The following is a 16,370-nucleotide window of genomic DNA, read 5'->3' on the forward strand; positions in this document are numbered from 1 at the left end:
TTGCGCGCGCTACTTTATATTAATAAGAATCCCAAGAACATGCGGTAATGCATTTATAATATCGCTTGCAATAATTGGATGTTCCAAAGTTAAAGCACGCTTTGATTTCACTATGTCTTGTACTAATTGAGTGTAATTGTTTCCTCCACTGCTGCGTGATGCAAATACTGCGCAAATTCCGTGAATTACAGCTGCGCTCGCTGCGATAAGTGCGTAATTTTTGTTGTTTGCATTGTTGTTGTAGTTCTTGTCGTTGTTTTCGTTATCTTTTTCGTGCTGAGCCAGCAATGCTCCTAAAATTCCTGCTAGAACATCTCCTGAACCTGCAGTTGCTAGCCAAGATGGAGCGTATTGCGCAATATAAATAGGAGAGTGCAATTTTGATGGTGATGCAACTGCTGTTGTTGCGCCTTTAACTAACACAGTTGCTCCAGTAAGATCGGCTGCTTTTTGTGCGTACTGAGTTGGGTTTTTGACTATTTGTTGTGCGCTTACTTCTAAATCGTATCTAGTAAAAAGCGAGCTTAATTCTCCTGCATGAGGTGTGAGAACTACTTTTTCGCAAACTTGTTTTGGTAGTAAGTCTAATGCTCCAGCATCTACGCATATTGGCGGAAGATTGTTATTTAATTGCGTTTCAGCGTTGTCGTCTTCGTTTTCGTTTTTGTTGTCGTTTTCGTTGGAGTATTTTGCAAGTATGCTAGCAATGTATTTTCTTTGAGATAAAGCAGTTTCGTCGTTGCAATGGCTTTCGTCTGGTATGCCGCATCCAACTGTTATTGCGTCGATTTTTCCGTTTAATTGTTCAGATGCTACTACCTCAGGTGATGCTTGCAATACTAAGTTTTGTGCGCTAAGAGGACCTGAATAACGAACCATTCCAATATTTGCATGTATTGCAGCGCTTGTGCTTAATACTGCTGCTCCGGGATAGTCGTTTGAACCGGTAATTACGCCTAGAACACCTCTTGAATATTTATTATCGCTTGCATGAGGCGTGCGCAATGGTGTGGAAGCAAGATGAATATCTACAGATATTTCATTATTTGCAGAGTTTTTATCGTCAGCGTGAGAACTGTCGGGTTTTGCAACGTAATTCATGCCATCTGTATTGCCAAACATATTATTAAGTGTAATTGCTGTTAAGCACATGCAGAGTTGGCTAAACATGTGTATTACTGTCTAAACTTATGTATTGTTACAATTTGTAAACATTTTGAAAATATTTGTAATTTTTTTGTTATTCTGCGTGTCGTGAGTGTTACGGCGTGTCGCTACTAGTTTTGCGTAAAAAATAAACAAAAATGCCTGCTTAATAAATTTGTTCAAATGTTATAATCACATTTATTTTTTCGTTGGTATATTAACGTTTTTTAATGCAAGATAAAGCAGAAAGCAGCATGGTCTTTTTTGAAATTTTGCATTGTAACAGATAGAAAAGTCGCGAAACGCATTTTTTCAAAAATAATTATATTTTTTCACATTTTTTATTGACCGTCACGCATATTTTTCTTATGCTATAAGCGTTATTGCGAATGATTATTTTTTTCATGAACAGCTTTCATGAGTACCTCTCACAATCAACCCATGCAATAACATTTAAAGATTCCCGAAAGGAACGAGTGTGAAAACTTCACGAATTTTCGCAACTGCAGCTGCGGTTGCATTATTAGCAACTTCTATGGGTGCTTGCGGCTCTGCAAAAAATGCCGAAAATAAAGCGAATGGCAATCAAGTAAATGTAGTGGCAACTACAACTCAAATTTGCGATTACGTAACTCAAATCGCTTCAACTGCTGACGCAAAATCTGGATTGAGCCTCAATAAGACTGATTCTCAGGGCAAGAAGTCTGTAATCGGAGCTCCTCAAGACAAAGCAAAGTCAACAATTAATTTGACCTGCTTGCTTGCGCCAAATGCTTCTGCTCATGAGCATGAAATGACTCCAGCTCAATCTAAAGCTCTTTCTAAGGCTGATTTGATGCTCGTTTCTGGTGTAGATCTCGAGCACTTCTTGGATCAAGCTGTGAAAGCTACCGGTTTTAAGGGCACTATGGGTGTGACTTCCGGTATTCTCACTGCTGATGAAATCAAGGATCCAAAGGCTGAGACTGCTAAGGAAAAGGATCTTCCATACAAGGTTGATCGCGGTATCGCTAAGGTGCATGCTGAAAAGTGGCCATTCCCTCCAGAAGAAGGCGAGAAGGAGCCTGAATTCCAGTACGATCCACATATTTGGACAAGCACGAAGAATACGATGATTCAGGTTAAGAATATCGGTTATTTCCTCGGAAAAGCTCTCCCTAAGAGCAAGTCTATTTTCGATGAGCATGTTGAAAAGTTCGTTAAGTCTTTGACTGATTTGGATGCTTGGGCAACTAAAGCTTTGAATAGTGTGCCACAAAAGCATCGTGTTCTCTTCACTTCTCACGATGCATTCGGTTACTTCTCTCGTGACTACAATGTGAAGTTCATTGGTGCAGCACTTTCTGATTTCAACAGCCAGCAGGATGCTACTGCAGATCATATTCAGAAAGCTGCAGAAGACGTTAAGAAGTCCGGAGCTGTTGCGATTTTCGCTGAGAATTCTAACAATTCCAAGTCTATTAAAGCTGTTGCTTCTGCAGCAGGAGTGAAGGCTGTTATTGGCGACGATGCGCTTTACGGAGATTCTCTTGGACCAGTTGGATCTGATGGCGAAACTTATATCGGTTCCATTGTTCACAATGTTGAAACATTGGTGAAGGCTTGGAATGGTAATGTTCCTGAACTTCCAGATTCAGTTAAGACTGCATTGAAGAAGTAACATATAAATAACAGTAAAAATAACAGTATCGTAACAGTAACTTTAATAGTGAAAGTTTAATAACGAAAGCAAGAAGTTACTGTTACGAATACTTATTAATGAACTGAAAAGACTGGAAATATAGTGAATAAGAGCGTCCTTGCAATGAAAAATTGCGACCTGGCATACGGTTATAAAACTGTAGTGACTGGTATTAATGGCAGTGTGCAAGCCGGGGAAGCTTTGGCTTTAATAGGTCCAAATGGTTCTGGAAAAACAACGTTTTTACAGGCTATTATTGGTATCGTTCGCGTAAGTCGCGGCGAACTGAAAATGCCTAAGGCTTTGTCTATTGGATATGTGCCACAGCAGGTTGATTTGGATTTAACATTCCCTATTACTGCACGGCAAGTTGTTGCAATGGGCTTAAGTAGGCAGACAGGTTTTCTTGGATTGCTTAAAAAAGATCAGAAAAAAGCTGTTGAGGATGCTCTTAATCATGTTGGTTTATTAAATCGTGCAGATGTGCGATTTGGTGACCTTTCTGGCGGTCAGCGCCAACGCATTCTTCTTGCGCGCGCTATTGTTGCAAAGCCAACGCTTATTTTGCTCGACGAACCTTTTAATGGTCTTGATGAACCGAATCGCCGAGAACTTCTTAATATTATGAAATCAGCAAAGCAAGAAGGTATTGCTTTTGTTGTATCTACGCACGATTTAGTTATTGCAGATGCTATTTGTGAAAAAGCGTTACTTTTAGCTGGCAAGCAGATTGCTTTTGGCGCGCTTAAAGAAGTAATGACTAAAGAAAATATTACTCGCGCATATGGTGGAAGCATGCCAACAGATTCTGCAGGTCTTACGCTTTCGCAAATGTCTGAAGAGGATTCTGATTCTAAAGAAGGCTCTAAAGAAGTTTTTAGCGATGGTTTAAAAATTAGCGGAAGGCAAGATTAATGCTTGCCCAATTAGTTGAGTCATTAAGAGAAGTTCTGGAACCAATTCCAGGTTTTGATTTTATTGCTTCTGCTCCTTATATTTTTCGTCCGTTCTGCTTACTTGTAGTTCTGTCTATAGCTAGCGGAATCGTTGGTGTATTTGTGAACTTGAGATGTGCTGAATTTAATGCGGAAGCTATTGTGCATGGCATATTTCCTGGAATTGTTGTAGGTGCTTTATACGGTGGCATAGATCAAATTATTCCTGGTGCTGCAATTTGTTCAGTATTTTTAGTTGCTGCGTTAGTGTGGGCTTCTCGTTCAGCTCGCATAAATGAATCGATTATCGCAACTGTTTTAACTACTTTCTTTGCTCTTGGTGTAGTAATTTCACTAAAAAAAGGTGATATGTCAGGTCAGCTCGAGGCATTGATGTTTGGTAGGCTGCTTGATGTCACTGATGAGCGAATGACTCAAGCAATGTGGATTTGCTTGTTTGCAATTATTGTGCTTTTGGCAACTTGGAAACAGCAGATTATTGTTGCTTTCGATCGAGCAAGTGCTCCATTAATGGGAGTGCATACTCTTTTTGTAGATATTGTTCTTAACGTTGGTATTGCTGCGGTTGTTGTTTCTGCATCTTCAGCTGTTGGCGTTCTTCTTGTGATCGGATACCTTATTATTCCTGGGGCTAGTGCTCGTTTAGTGTCTAGAACAGTTGGACGCATGGTTGCAGTTGGTATTTTTGTTGGTATTGCTGGAGTTGTTCTTGGTATGTATGTTATGAATTTGGAGCTTGATCATCCTATTTCTCCTCAAGCAGCAATTGCATTAAGCATGTGTGCAATGTTCGTAGTTGTGCTTATTGTGCGCTGGCTGTTCCAAGTTATTTCATCTATAGTTTTTGCGCATAAAACTCATACAAGCGATAGCGATATGCAAGTTTTAGCAAAATCTTATAAAGGTAGGGAATAGATGGTAAGTATTTGGCAAATTATCGCTCTACCTATAGTTGAAGCAATTGTTGTAGGTGCTCTATGCGGTTTCGTTGGCTCTCTTGCTCTTCTTAATCAGCGAATATTCTTTACTGAATCTATTACTCATGCTGCATTTCCTGGAGCAGTATTAGGTGTAGTTGTAACTTCTGCTTATACAATAGATCAAAATATTTTGTCGCTTGGGCTTTTTGTTGGTGCTGCTGTTGCGTGCGTTGCACTTTCCTTAGTAATGTATGCACTTTCGCATCTTAAAGGCATTTCTTCGCAAGCTGCAGCTGGTATTACTTTAACTGTCGGCTTTGCTAGTGGATACTTTTTAAATAAGTGGTTTGCTCCATTGCCATTGCGTATTGAGGGATTTTTAACTGGATCATTGCTTAATTGCACTCCTGCAGACGTGATTTCAGCCTCTGTTGCTTTCTTGCTTGTTTTGGGATTATGGATTTTTAATTCTGCTAATCTTGTGCATTGCTCGTTTGACCCTATTAATTACCGTGCTGCAGGCGGAAGATCAGGTTTTATACAGGGCATGGTTCTTGCTTTGATTATTATTACTGTTTCCGTTATTATTCCAGCAGTTGGTACAGTTGTTTCAGTATCTCTTATTGCTGCTCCTGCTGCAGCATTAAAGGGAAGAATTGCCTCTATAAATAAATTTGTACTTGCATGCGTAATTACTGCTGTTTCGATTGCTTTAATTGGACTAGCTTTCGCTGTAATACTGAAGCTTTCTGCCGGTGGCACTATTGCTATTTGCGCTGGAGCTTTCTTCTTAATAGTCAAGATTGGTGAAAGTATTTTTATAAAAATTAATGATTTTTCATCAAGATTGCAATTGCAGCGCGAAAAAGCATCTGAAAACGCTATTTAGTAAAAGTGCCTTAAAAGTCGTTCTGTTGTCCTAGAATGTCAACGAATTGCGCGTGAAAAATGCGCGCGATTGACGTCGTTTTTTGCGCGTTTTGTTAATTGTTTAATCGCGTAAGTTTATCGACGCCACACAAGTCCAGGTCTGCACATTAGTAACGCAAGACCCCGATAGAAAAGGACAATTATGGCTGAAAATACCATCTCCATCACCGTAAACGAGGAACGCAAGGAGGTGGATGCAAGCTTCACTGGCGTTGAACTTTTCGCGGAAGATAAGAATATTATTGCCGTGCGTTTAAATGGCGAGTTGCGTGATTTGTACACGCCTCTTCATGACGGTGATACCGTGGAATCAGTAGCACTTGATAGTGAAGATGGCATCGCAATCATGCGTCATTCCGCTACTCACGTGATGGCTCAAGCTGTTCAAGAAATTCGACCAGACGCAAAGTTGGGCGTAGGTCCTGTAATTAAAGACGGCTTCTACTACGATTTCGATGTTGATACTCCATTTACGCCAGACGATTTGAAGCAAATCGAAAAGCATATGCAGCGCATTATTAAAGAGTCTCAAAGCTTCCGTCGTCGCGTTGTAACTGAAGATGAAGCACGCGCTGAAGAAGCAAATCAACCTTATAAGTTGGAGTTGATTGGGGATAAGGAAGCTGCTCTTGATCCGGCTGCTGCTGGCGAAATTAGCAAGCATGAGCTTAGCATGTACGACAATTTGGATCGCGAAGGCAATAAGGTCTGGAGCGATTTGTGCCGTGGACCTCATTTGCCAAACACTCGCTATATTAAGGCTTTTAAGCTTGAGCGTGTTGCTGCAGCTTACTGGCGTGGCTCGGAGCATAATCCTATGCTTCAGCGCATTTACGGAACTGCTTGGCCTAGCAAGGAAGAGCTTAAAGCTTATACAACTCGCATGGAAGAAGCTGCTAAGCGCGATCATCGTAAGCTCGGTCAAGAGATGGATTTGTTCTCATTCCCAGACGAGATTGGTCCAGGCTTAGCAGTGTTCCATCCAAAGGGTGCTGCAATTATTAACGCGATGGAAGATTATTCACGAGAGCAGCATCGCAAGCATCACTACAGCTTCGTACAAACTCCGCACATTACTAAGGGTGGCTTGTATGAGACTTCCGGCCACTTGCAGTGGTACAAGGATGGCATGTATCCTCCAATGAAGCTTGACGAAGAGCGCGACGAAAACGGTAACGTAACTCGCCAAGGTGCTGACTACTACTTGAAGCCAATGAACTGCCCAATGCATAACTTGATCTTCAAGTCTCGCCAGCGTTCTTATCGCGAGCTTCCTTTGCGCTTGTTTGAGTTTGGTACTGTGTATCGCTACGAAAAGTCTGGCGTTGTTCATGGCTTAACTCGCGTGCGCGGCTTGACTCAGGATGATTCGCACATTTATTGCACTCGCGAGCAGATGCGCGATGAGTTGAAGAGCTTGCTTAACTTTGTGCTTGGTCTTCTTAAAGACTTCGGTTTGAACGACTTCTACTTGGAGCTTTCCACTAAGGATGAGCACAAGTTCGTTGGTTCCGACGAGATTTGGGAAGAAGCAACTAACACTTTGGCAGAGGTTGCTAAAGAGTCTGGTTTGGAACTCGTGGACGATCCAGGTGGAGCTGCATTCTACGGCCCGAAGATTTCTGTGCAAGCTCGCGATGCGATCGGCCGCACTTGGCAGGTTTCTACTATTCAGCTCGACTTCAACTTGCCTGAGCGCTTTAAGTTGGAATACATTGCTGCTGACGGTAGCCACCAGCGTCCTGTGATGATTCACCGTGCACTCTTTGGCTCTATTGAGCGTTTCTTTGCTATTTTGCTTGAGCATTATGCAGGCGCGTTCCCAGCATGGTTGGCTCCAGTTCAAGTAACTGGCGTTCCTGTTGCAGACGAGTTCGCTCCACACTTGCAAAAGTTTATTAGCGATTTGGAAGAGAATATGGTTCGTTGTGAAATGGACAGCTCCGATGATCGCTTTGGCAAGAAGATTCGTAACGCTTCTAAGTCTAAGGTGCCTTTCACTTTGATTGCTGGCGAAGAGGATGTGAACAACAATGCTGTGAGCTTCCGCTTCCGCGATGGCAGCCAATTGAACGGCGTTCCTGTTGCTCAAGCTAAAGAGTGGATTCTTTCCATTATTAAGCAGCGCGTTCAGGTAAATAGTGCAGAAGATTTCGAGCGTTACACTAAGTAATGTAAGTTATTTAAGTAACGTTACTTAAATAATGCAGTTTCGCTTGAAAACTAATTGCAATAAGTAAACGAAATAAGCAAAAGCCCACACTTCTTAAAGTTGTGTGGGCTTTTATGCGTATTACAGTCGATTGACTAATATGGGATTGTTTATTGAACCCAAGTTTTATTTGCTTGATTACGCTAGGAAGGTTGCATTCGATGTTGGAATCATTACGCAGTGGGTTTAAGCGCATTATTTCTCCAATTGCAAAATTGCTAGTGCTACTAGGCGTAAGTGCTAATTGTGTAACAATTGTCGGCACAATAGCTGTAGTTATTATTTCTTTTGCTACTGCTTTTACTAAACAGTTTGTTGTTGGCACTATATTTTTAACTATTTTTGTGCTTGCAGACAGTTTAGATGGTTCTGTTGCTGCAATAACTACAGGCGGTACAAAATTTGGTGCATTTCTTGATTCAACTCTCGATCGCATTGCAGACTGGTCATTATTTTCCTCGGTATGCATTTGTTTGTATAACTCTCACGAAAAAGAAATGTGCACTTGGATTTCAACTTTGAATGGCAATGCAATAAAGTATGTAGGATTATTAAGCTGTTTGGTTGCTCTTATGGCAGCTTTCGTAACTTCATATACTCGCGCTCGCGGTCAGTCAATAAATGTAGATCCTAAAAAAGGTTTAATAACTCGTGCAGATAGGGTTGCTGTGATTCTTGTTGCTATGGGGCTTGTTGGTCTTACAAATCAACTTTTTTGGTTAAGTTTTGCCATGTTTCTGCTTGCTATTGGCGGTATTATTACAGTTTTCCAGCGTATTTTTGAAGTAAAGCATGGGCTTGATATAAAAGATAAATAAAATTTGTCGCGAAAGCGCAATAAAATCGTTTCGTTTGATTAACTGTACGTTTTAGGAGTATCATGTCAGGTCATTCCAAGTGGGCGACTACAAAGCACAAGAAGGCCGCTATCGACGCAAAGCGTGGCAAGCTTTTTGCCAAGCTTATTAAGAACATTGAAATTGCTGCACGTTTGGGTGGTGGCGATCCTGATGGTAACCCTACGCTGTACGATGCCATCGTTAAAGCTAAGAAGGCTTCCATGCCTGCTGACAACATCAAGCGCGCTGTAAAGCGTGGTTCTGGTGAAGAAGCTGGCGGCGCAAACTATGAAGAGATTGTTTACGAAGGTTACGCTCCTGCAGGTGTTGGATTGATTATTGAATGCCTTACTGATAACCGCAATCGTGCTGCTGCTGATGTTCGTTCAACTCTTACTAAGGGCAACGGTTCTTTGGCAACAAGTGGTTCGGTGAGCTTCAACTTCGAACGTAAAGGTTTGATTGAAGTTCCATCCGAAGGTGTTGACTACGATAAGCTTTTCGAAGTTGCAGCTGAAGCTGGAGCTGAAGATGTTGCTGATGATGGCGATGTTTATTCTGTTTACACCAATTCCAGTGATTTGGTAACTGTGCGTAAGGCTTTGCAGGAATCTGGTTTCGACTATGATTCTGCAGATATCATTATGCATCCAAATAATGAGGTTGAATTGAGCTTAGAAGATGCTCAAAAGGTTTCTCGCTTAATCGATAATCTCGATGACTTGGACGATGTTCAGAATATTTACAGCAACTGGACCGCTTCAGATGAAGTTATGGCTCAGCTTGAGGAAGATGAATAGTCTCCTATGATGATTTTGGGCGTTGACCCCGGGCTTACTCGCTGCGGGGTCGGCGTGATCGAAGCCGGCGTCTCTCGTCGGCTTTCTTTTATTCACGTCGATGTGTTGAGGTCTGAGCCTGATCTTTCGCAAGATTTGCGACTTTTAAAGATTTATAACGGATTAGTTGAAAAAATTGAGCGTTTTTCGCCTGATACTGTGTCTATTGAACGTGTTTTTGCGCAAGAAAACCGAAATACTGTTCTTGGCACTGCACAGGTTGCTGGTATAGCAATGCTTGCTGCAGCTCAGCGCAATATTCCCGTTGCTTTACACACTCCTACTGAAGTTAAGCTTGCTGTAGCTGGAAACGGAAAAGCTCAAAAACCTCAAGTAGAGCGCATGGTCGCGCGGTTGCTTGGTCTTAATGTTTTGCCTACTCCTGCTGATGCTGCCGACGCTTTAGCTCAAGCTATTTGTCATGCTCTTCGTCCTTCTGGTGCTTTACAAGGTGGCGAGCGCGAGCAGCATCTAACTGCTGCGCAGAAACAGTGGGCTTTAGCTCAAGCTCAGGCGCGTAAATCTTCTTCTGTCGTTCGAGACATGTAGGATATTAATAGAACAGATGTTCTATTATAATCGTATTTAGCTTTATGTGCTTTAAGCTATGAGTTTTTGTTAAGTGGGAGTGAGCTTATGATTGGAATGCTTGTTGGGCAAGTTGCGTCAATTGATGCTCGTTCTGCTCTTATTGTTGTTTCTGGGGTTGGCTACGAGACTTATATGCCTTCTCAAGATTTGTCTTCTTTGCATGAAGGGCAGGAAGTTCGCGTTTATACATCGCTTCAAGTTTCGCAAGATGCTTTAACTCTTTATGGTTTTACAACTCAAGCTGCTAAACGAATGTTTTTGCAAGTGCAAAAAGTTAGTGGAATTGGTCCTAAAGTTGCTCTTTCTATGCTTTCAACTTTGAATGTTGATCGTCTTTTACAAGCTATTTCTGAGGGAGATGTAACTTCGCTTTCTTCTGCTCCTGGTTTAGGGAAAAAGGGTGCACAGAAGATTATTTTGGAATTGAAGGGTTCTCTTGATTCTTCAATACTGGCAGATAGTTCTAATGATTCGACTCAATCTAATAAGCAGATTGTTGATTCTAGCGTGCAATGTGTAATAGAGGGTCTTGTTTCATTGGGTTGGAGACAGGTTGACGCTCAAAGAGCAGTTGAGCAAGTTTGTGCAGAGAATAATATTTCAACTCCTATATCTGATGCAGATTTGCCTAATGTTTTACGAATGGCATTAGCTTCACTTGATAGGGGTAGGTAATCATGTTTGTAAAGAATCTAGTATTGGGGGAGTTGAAGTGAGTGAAGAGTATACTTCTGCGCTAAATACTGGTGTTGCTGAAGAATCCTTACGCATGGTTTCTTCAACGCCTTTAGGAAATGAGCAACTCAGTGATGAGGAGCTTCGTCCTCACGCATTAGAAGGTTTTATTGGTCAACCAGTTTTAAAAGCGCAATTGCAACTATTTTTAGATGCTGCTAAAAAGCGTGATGTTGCGCCTGACCATATGTTATTGGCTGGCCCTCCTGGATTAGGAAAAACTACATTAGCCATGATTGTCGCTAATGAATTGCAAGTTCCTATTCGAATTACTTCAGGTCCTGCTATCCAGCATGCTGGAGATTTAGCTTCTATACTAAGCGCGCTTGACGCAGGTGAAGTGTTGTTTATTGACGAAATTCATCGTTTGCCTCGTGCTGCAGAAGAGTTGCTTTATATTGCTATGGAAGATTTCCGCGTTGACGTCATGGTTGGTAAAGGTCCTGGTGCCTCATCGATACCGCTAACTCTTCCTCGTTTTACTGTAGTTGGAGCTACCACTAGGGAAGGAATGTTGCCTTCTCCATTGCGCGCTCGTTTTGGTTTTACTGCTCATCTTGATTTTTATCCTCACGAAGAGCTTGAAAAACTTATTGAGCGATCTGCTAAAGTCTTAGGGATTCGTCTTGTCGATCAAGCTGCTAAAGAGCTATCATTGCGCTCTCGTGGCACTCCTCGTATAGCGAATCGTTTGTTGAGACGTGTCAGAGATTGGGCTATTGTGCATGATTTGTCAGAAGTAAATCATGAAGCTGTTGCTGAAGCGTTAGCTTTATACCAGATTGATACGCAAGGTCTTGATCGACTTGATATTGCAGTTTTGAAGGCTATGGTTTGTCAGTTTAACGGTGGACCGGTTGGTCTTAATAATCTAGCTGCAATGGTTGGTGAAGAAGCTGAAACTGTTGAAACAGTATGTGAACCATATTTAGTGCGTGAAGGATTCTTAATTCGCACTCCTAAAGGTCGTGTTGCAACTAGTAAAGCTTGGAAACATTTGGGCTTTAAAGAGCCTAGTAATGTCAGTGAGCTAGCTTAAAATAATTAACTTGGACGGCATTTCGACCGTCTTAGGGTTGGATACTTAAGGAGTTTACTTTGCCTCAATTTTTCCAGCAGTATGGCATGCTTATTATTCTCGTTGTAGCAATGGTTTGCATGATGATGTTCCAAACTCGCAATGCTAAGAAGCGTCAAGCTGAAATGCGTTCATTCCATGAATCTTTGGAACCAGGCACTGAAATTATTACAATCGGCGGCATTATCGGCAAGATTGTAAGCGTAGATACTCAATATGAAGAGATTGTTATCGATTCAGAAGGTAGCTTGATGCGAGTATCTTTCCGCGCTGTAAACAGATTGTATGTTCGTCCAGCATTTATTAGCGATGAAGAAGCAGAAGCTGCACAAGCTGAAGAAGCTAAGCAAGATGATGCAAATAAATCTGTAAACGAAGATAACGAGCCAGTATCAGAATCTGCAGAATCTGAAAAGTAATAACTTTTATCTCATAAATTTATAATTTAATACTTAAGTCGTGATGTGTGAGTCAGCACATGTCTCACGCATCACGCGAATATGTGACATTCTTTCCATATTCCAATAACAAGTCTTGTGAAGAAAAGAACGTTAGGATTATGACAGCAACGGATATTACAGTGAAAACGTTGAAAACAGTAAGCAACGATGATGCCGCTTATCTTGCTTCTTTGATTCGTACCGTTCCAGGATTCCCAAATCCTAGTATTATATTCCGTGATTTTCTTCCTATATTTTCAAATGCGCGCTCATCGCGAATTCTTATTGATTCTTTGATTGATGCATTGCCTGTTCCAGCTGATTCAATTGATTTGATTGCTGGGCTTGAAGCTCGAGGTTTTCTTTTTGGGCCATTATTGGCATCTCGGTTAGGCAAAGGTTTTCTTGCTATTCGTAAAGCTGGTAAACTACCTCCTCCAGTTATTACTGAGTCATACATGCTTGAGTATGGTCAGGCAAGTATTGAAATTGAAAGCGATGCTATTAAGCCAGGTCAACGTGTGCTTATTGTTGACGATCTTATTGCAACTGGAGGCACAGCAAAAGCTGCTGCAAATATTGTCAAGCGTGCTCAAGGAATAGTTGCAGGTTTTAGTTTTGTTATTGAACTTACTGGTATTAGTGGGATGAGTGAATTATGCGATTATCCTTGCAGCAGTTTAATTACTATGCCAGCTTAAAAGTTTATTATTAGCGCTTATTATTAAAGTAATATCCTATTTAAAGCAATATATTGGTTTTACACCTAAAAGAATTGAAAGGAAAAGACATGGTTGAAAAGCTTAAGTCATCCTTAATAAACATGTCTAAAGGTGTAATAACTCCTGTTATTGTTATTTTTATTTTTTCTCTTACGATAGGTCTTTTCTTATCTCTCACACTTCTTGTGGTTTCTATCGAAGAAGGAACAGGTAATCTTTCTGAATCTGCAATGTCTATGACTTGGGCTGTGTTTATGTTTGCTCAAGGCGTGGGTCTTACTTTTGGAAATTGCATTCTTACGATTATTCCTTTAGGCCTTACTTTTCTGCTTATTTCAACGCTTGTATGCTTAATTCGTCGTATTAAAGGTGGGAATATAGCATATTTTACTGGGCTTGTAGTCTGGGCTGCTATTAATGCGATACTTTCTCAAAATACGCATGTTGCTTTACTTGATTCTACTTTTATTGTTGCTTGTAAATCTTCTTGTGTTTATTTAATTTCTTTACTTATAGCGGTTTTCCCAAGCAGCTCACTGTTTGTATCTGCTAAGCAGCGTTATAAGCAAATCTGTCCTGAGTATATTCAAAAAAATATTCGTATTACTAAGCGAACTGCGGTAATTTTGTTCGGTTTATATGCTTTTGTTGCGTTAATAACTGTTGTGGTTTGGGCTTGCACAAATTTTGGTTATGTTAATTCATATTTCAATAAACTAGGCATGCAAAATGGTTCGCGTATTCTTACAACTATTGCTTGCTTAGTTTGGCTGCCGAATGTTGCTATTTGGGCATTATCTTGGATTTGTGGATCTGGATTTAATATTGGATCTGTTGCACAATTTACTTTAACAGTTTCTCAGCGTAAATCTTTGCCGCCTATTCCGGTTTTTGGAATATTTCCTGATGCTGTTATTGACGTTGTGCATCGCACTGTTTTTTACTATATAGTTCCAACTTTATGCTTTATTGTAATGCTTGTAACTTTATTGCATAAAAGCGGCTGTGGCTTGCGTTTAAAAAATATTATTGACAAAACCGAGCGTGAGTCTTTTATGTTGAACGTTATAGAAGCTGCAACTGATAGTGTTGGCGTATCCGCTTTAATTACAATTATGTGGACTGTTGTTTTCTCAATAGCAAATGGTTCATTAGGTGAATGTCGACTTTCTTATATTGGAGTTGACATTATTGAAAGTACTAGAGCTGTTGGCCATCTTACACTATATGCTTCTGCTGTAGCATTAGTTATTTCAATTTTTAGTATTCTACTTATTTGTGGTGCGAGATATTGCTTAAATCTTATTGCTGCTACTAAGTCGAATAAGCCTGTAAAATCTGCAAAATTAATCGAAAATAAGACTAGTAATAAAAATAATCAACCTTTGCCTTTGAAAAAAGCCGCTCCTAGGACGGTTTCATCGAAGGCTAAAAGAAAATAATTCCTCACTACTATTTTGGGAAGGAAGGCCGCCGTGCAACAGACACAGAGCAAAGAATCAAACGCAAATGTGCTGATAACCACAGGTGAAAGGCAAATTCGTAGAGTTCTTGTTTCAGTTTTTCATAAAGAAGGACTTGAAATATTAGCTGAAGCTTTTAGAAAGGCTGATACTGAAGTAGTTTCAACCGGCTCTACTGCTGCTAAATTGGCGGAACTTGGCGTTCATGTTACTGAAGTTTCTGACGTTACTGGTTTCCCAGAAAGTCTTGATGGAAGGGTGAAGACTTTAGATCCGCATATTCACGCTGGAATTCTTGCAGATATGAGTAATGCTGATCATGTGACGCAACTTGAAAAGTTAAACATAAAGCCGTTTGATGCTGTAGTAGTTAATTTGTATCCGTTCGTAGACACTGTAATGAGCGGTGCTGATAGTGACGCAATTATTGAAAAAATTGATATTGGTGGACCTTCTATGATTCGTGCTGCAGCAAAGAATCATAAGTCTGTTGCCGTTATTACAGATCCTGCAGATTACCAGCTTTTAGCTAATAGAATCGTTTCAGGTGAAGGCTTTAATTTGCAAGAGCGCGAATATTTGGCTGGTAAAGCATTTGCTCATACTGCAGCTTACGATGCTTCTATATCTGAGTGGACAAGTAAAGCATGGCAGAAGCCTGAAAGTTTGAACACAAATGATGAAGAGGATAGTCAAAATGCTGTAGTTGTGGAGCTTCCTGCAAACTACACGCGCACTTGGAGTTTAGAGCATACGCTTCGATATGGTGAGAATCCTCATCAGCAAGCAGGATTGTATTTAGATCCTTTGCATAAGGGTGGTTTGGCTCAGGCTGAGCTTCTTGGCGGAAAACCTATGAGCTACAACAATTACGTAGATGCGGACGCTGCTTGGCGTGCGGTTTGGGATTTTGCTCCACAAATTGCAGTTGCTGTTTGCAAGCATAATAATCCTTGCGGATTGGCAATAGGCGCAACTGCAGCAGAAGCGCACAAAAAAGCTCACGCTTGCGATCCTGTAAGTGCTTACGGCGGTGTGATTGCTGCAAACACTACAGTCACTTTGGAAATGGCAGAAAGCGTGCGCCCAATTTTCACGGAAGTTATTGTGGCTCCAGACTATGAGCCTGAAGCTTTGGAATTGCTTCGCACTAAGAAAAAGAATCTTCGTATTTTAAAGGTTGCAACTCCGCCAGTTTTGGATTTGCAAGTTCATCCTATTGACGGTGGTGCTTTAGTTCAATCTGCAGATAAGATTGATGCTTTTGGCGATAATCCTGAAAACTGGACGCTTGTTTCTGGAGAAGCTGCTGATGCTGACACTTTGCGCGACTTGCAATTCGCGTGGCGTTCGCTTCGTTGCGTAAAGTCTAACGCAATTCTACTTGCGCACGACAATGCTACTGTTGGCATTGGAATGGGGCAGGTTAATCGCGTGGATTCATGCCATTTAGCTGTTGAACGTGCGAATACTTTGGCTGATGGCGTTGAGCGCGCTCGCGGATCTGTTGCAGCTTCGGATGCTTTCTTCCCATTTGCTGACGGTCCGCAGATCCTTATTGAAGCTGGCGTTCGTGCAATCGTGCAACCTGGTGGCTCTATTCGCGATGAGGAAGTGTTCGAAGCTGCTCGTAAAGCTGGCGTAACTATGTACACTACCGGAACTCGTCACTTCTTCCACTAAAATCGCTTTATCTAAAATTCATGAATTTATGAATTTATGAATTCATGAATTCATAAATGAATCAATGAATCAATGAATCAATAAATACTATGAATGCAGCGTTTGAGTATTTCAAGCGCTGCATTTTTGCTTTAA

The 16,370-nt window shown here is 41.0% G+C and carries 15 protein-coding genes; 14 read left to right on the plus strand and 1 reads right to left on the minus strand.

Features of this window, described 5'->3' with window-relative positions; genetic code table 11:
- Positions 1-9: 9 nt before the first annotated feature.
- Positions 10-1,152, minus strand: a complete 1,143-nt coding sequence (locus AC1EK3_RS01400; protein ID WP_480033491.1) for an ADP-dependent NAD(P)H-hydrate dehydratase — start codon at positions 1,150-1,152, stop codon at positions 10-12.
- 472 nt (positions 1,153-1,624) lie between these two features.
- Between AC1EK3_RS01400 and AC1EK3_RS01405 the strand changes: the two genes are divergently transcribed.
- The 14 genes from AC1EK3_RS01405 to purH all read left to right on the plus strand — a co-directional run bounded on the left by AC1EK3_RS01405 (position 1,625) and on the right by purH (position 16,235).
- Complete coding sequence (locus AC1EK3_RS01405) at positions 1,625-2,806, plus strand: metal ABC transporter substrate-binding protein (protein WP_480033478.1); 1,182 nt, start codon at positions 1,625-1,627, stop codon at positions 2,804-2,806.
- 144 nt (positions 2,807-2,950) lie between these two features.
- Positions 2,951-3,742 carry a metal ABC transporter ATP-binding protein gene (locus AC1EK3_RS01410; protein ID WP_480033477.1) on the plus strand — a complete coding sequence of 264 codons (792 nt, stop codon included), beginning with the start codon at positions 2,951-2,953 and terminating at the stop codon, positions 3,740-3,742.
- The gene (locus AC1EK3_RS01415) at positions 3,742-4,698 is read left to right on the plus strand and encodes a metal ABC transporter permease (RefSeq protein WP_119526528.1); all 957 of its coding nucleotides are present in this window, start codon (positions 3,742-3,744) and stop codon (positions 4,696-4,698) included. The genes AC1EK3_RS01410 and AC1EK3_RS01415 overlap by 1 nt, the downstream gene beginning before the upstream one ends.
- Positions 4,699-5,592, plus strand: coding sequence for a metal ABC transporter permease (locus AC1EK3_RS01420; RefSeq protein WP_480033476.1), 894 nt, complete (start codon positions 4,699-4,701; stop codon positions 5,590-5,592).
- A 183-nt stretch (positions 5,593-5,775) separates the two neighbouring features.
- Positions 5,776-7,806: a threonine--tRNA ligase gene (gene thrS / locus AC1EK3_RS01425; RefSeq protein ID WP_415691921.1), complete on the plus strand. Its 2,031-nt coding sequence runs from the start codon at positions 5,776-5,778 to the stop codon at positions 7,804-7,806.
- A gap of 200 nt (positions 7,807-8,006) precedes the next feature.
- Positions 8,007-8,663, plus strand: a complete 657-nt coding sequence (locus AC1EK3_RS01430) for a CDP-alcohol phosphatidyltransferase family protein (protein WP_480033475.1) — start codon at positions 8,007-8,009, stop codon at positions 8,661-8,663.
- A gap of 62 nt (positions 8,664-8,725) precedes the next feature.
- Complete coding sequence (locus AC1EK3_RS01435) at positions 8,726-9,484, plus strand: YebC/PmpR family DNA-binding transcriptional regulator (protein ID WP_480033474.1); 759 nt, start codon at positions 8,726-8,728, stop codon at positions 9,482-9,484.
- A gap of 6 nt (positions 9,485-9,490) precedes the next feature.
- Entirely contained in the window at positions 9,491-10,072 is a 582-nt protein-coding gene (gene ruvC / locus AC1EK3_RS01440; protein ID WP_004106546.1) for a crossover junction endodeoxyribonuclease RuvC, read from the plus strand.
- A gap of 87 nt (positions 10,073-10,159) precedes the next feature.
- A complete protein-coding gene (gene ruvA, locus AC1EK3_RS01445) occupies positions 10,160-10,789 on the plus strand; it encodes a Holliday junction branch migration protein RuvA (protein ID WP_421789841.1) in 630 nt (209 codons plus the stop codon).
- Between the two features lie 94 nt (positions 10,790-10,883).
- The gene (gene ruvB / locus AC1EK3_RS01450) at positions 10,884-11,888 is read left to right on the plus strand and encodes a Holliday junction branch migration DNA helicase RuvB (RefSeq protein WP_223293646.1); all 1,005 of its coding nucleotides are present in this window, start codon (positions 10,884-10,886) and stop codon (positions 11,886-11,888) included.
- Positions 11,889-11,947: 59 nt separating this feature from the next.
- Positions 11,948-12,346 (plus strand): preprotein translocase subunit YajC, encoded by a 399-nt coding sequence (yajC, locus tag AC1EK3_RS01455; protein ID WP_410299660.1) that lies wholly within the window; start codon positions 11,948-11,950, stop codon positions 12,344-12,346.
- A 140-nt stretch (positions 12,347-12,486) separates the two neighbouring features.
- Positions 12,487-13,068, plus strand: a complete 582-nt coding sequence (locus AC1EK3_RS01460) for an adenine phosphoribosyltransferase (protein WP_012914213.1) — start codon at positions 12,487-12,489, stop codon at positions 13,066-13,068.
- 89 nt (positions 13,069-13,157) lie between these two features.
- Positions 13,158-14,531: a cell division protein PerM gene (locus AC1EK3_RS01465; protein ID WP_480033473.1), complete on the plus strand. Its 1,374-nt coding sequence runs from the start codon at positions 13,158-13,160 to the stop codon at positions 14,529-14,531.
- A gap of 33 nt (positions 14,532-14,564) precedes the next feature.
- Positions 14,565-16,235, plus strand: a complete 1,671-nt coding sequence (gene purH, locus AC1EK3_RS01470) for a bifunctional phosphoribosylaminoimidazolecarboxamide formyltransferase/IMP cyclohydrolase (RefSeq protein WP_480033472.1) — start codon at positions 14,565-14,567, stop codon at positions 16,233-16,235.
- The last annotated feature ends 135 nt before the right edge of the window (positions 16,236-16,370 follow it).

Source organism: Gardnerella sp. C0026F2 (assembly GCF_056590715.1).

Coding starts and splice junctions, on each gene's coding strand:
- AC1EK3_RS01400 (WP_480033491.1), bottom strand. CDS start 1,152: ATGTGCTTAACAGCAATTACACTTAATAATATGTTTGGCAATACAGAT.
- AC1EK3_RS01410 (WP_480033477.1), top strand. CDS start 2,951: ATGAAAAATTGCGACCTGGCATACGGTTATAAAACTGTAGTGACTGGT.
- AC1EK3_RS01415 (WP_119526528.1), top strand. CDS start 3,742: ATGCTTGCCCAATTAGTTGAGTCATTAAGAGAAGTTCTGGAACCAATT.
- AC1EK3_RS01420 (WP_480033476.1), top strand. CDS start 4,699: ATGGTAAGTATTTGGCAAATTATCGCTCTACCTATAGTTGAAGCAATT.
- thrS (WP_415691921.1), top strand. CDS start 5,776: ATGGCTGAAAATACCATCTCCATCACCGTAAACGAGGAACGCAAGGAG.
- AC1EK3_RS01430 (WP_480033475.1), top strand. CDS start 8,007: ATGTTGGAATCATTACGCAGTGGGTTTAAGCGCATTATTTCTCCAATT.
- AC1EK3_RS01435 (WP_480033474.1), top strand. CDS start 8,726: ATGTCAGGTCATTCCAAGTGGGCGACTACAAAGCACAAGAAGGCCGCT.
- ruvC (WP_004106546.1), top strand. CDS start 9,491: ATGATGATTTTGGGCGTTGACCCCGGGCTTACTCGCTGCGGGGTCGGC.
- ruvA (WP_421789841.1), top strand. CDS start 10,160: ATGATTGGAATGCTTGTTGGGCAAGTTGCGTCAATTGATGCTCGTTCT.
- ruvB (WP_223293646.1), top strand. CDS start 10,884: ATGGTTTCTTCAACGCCTTTAGGAAATGAGCAACTCAGTGATGAGGAG.
- AC1EK3_RS01460 (WP_012914213.1), top strand. CDS start 12,487: ATGACAGCAACGGATATTACAGTGAAAACGTTGAAAACAGTAAGCAAC.
- AC1EK3_RS01465 (WP_480033473.1), top strand. CDS start 13,158: ATGGTTGAAAAGCTTAAGTCATCCTTAATAAACATGTCTAAAGGTGTA.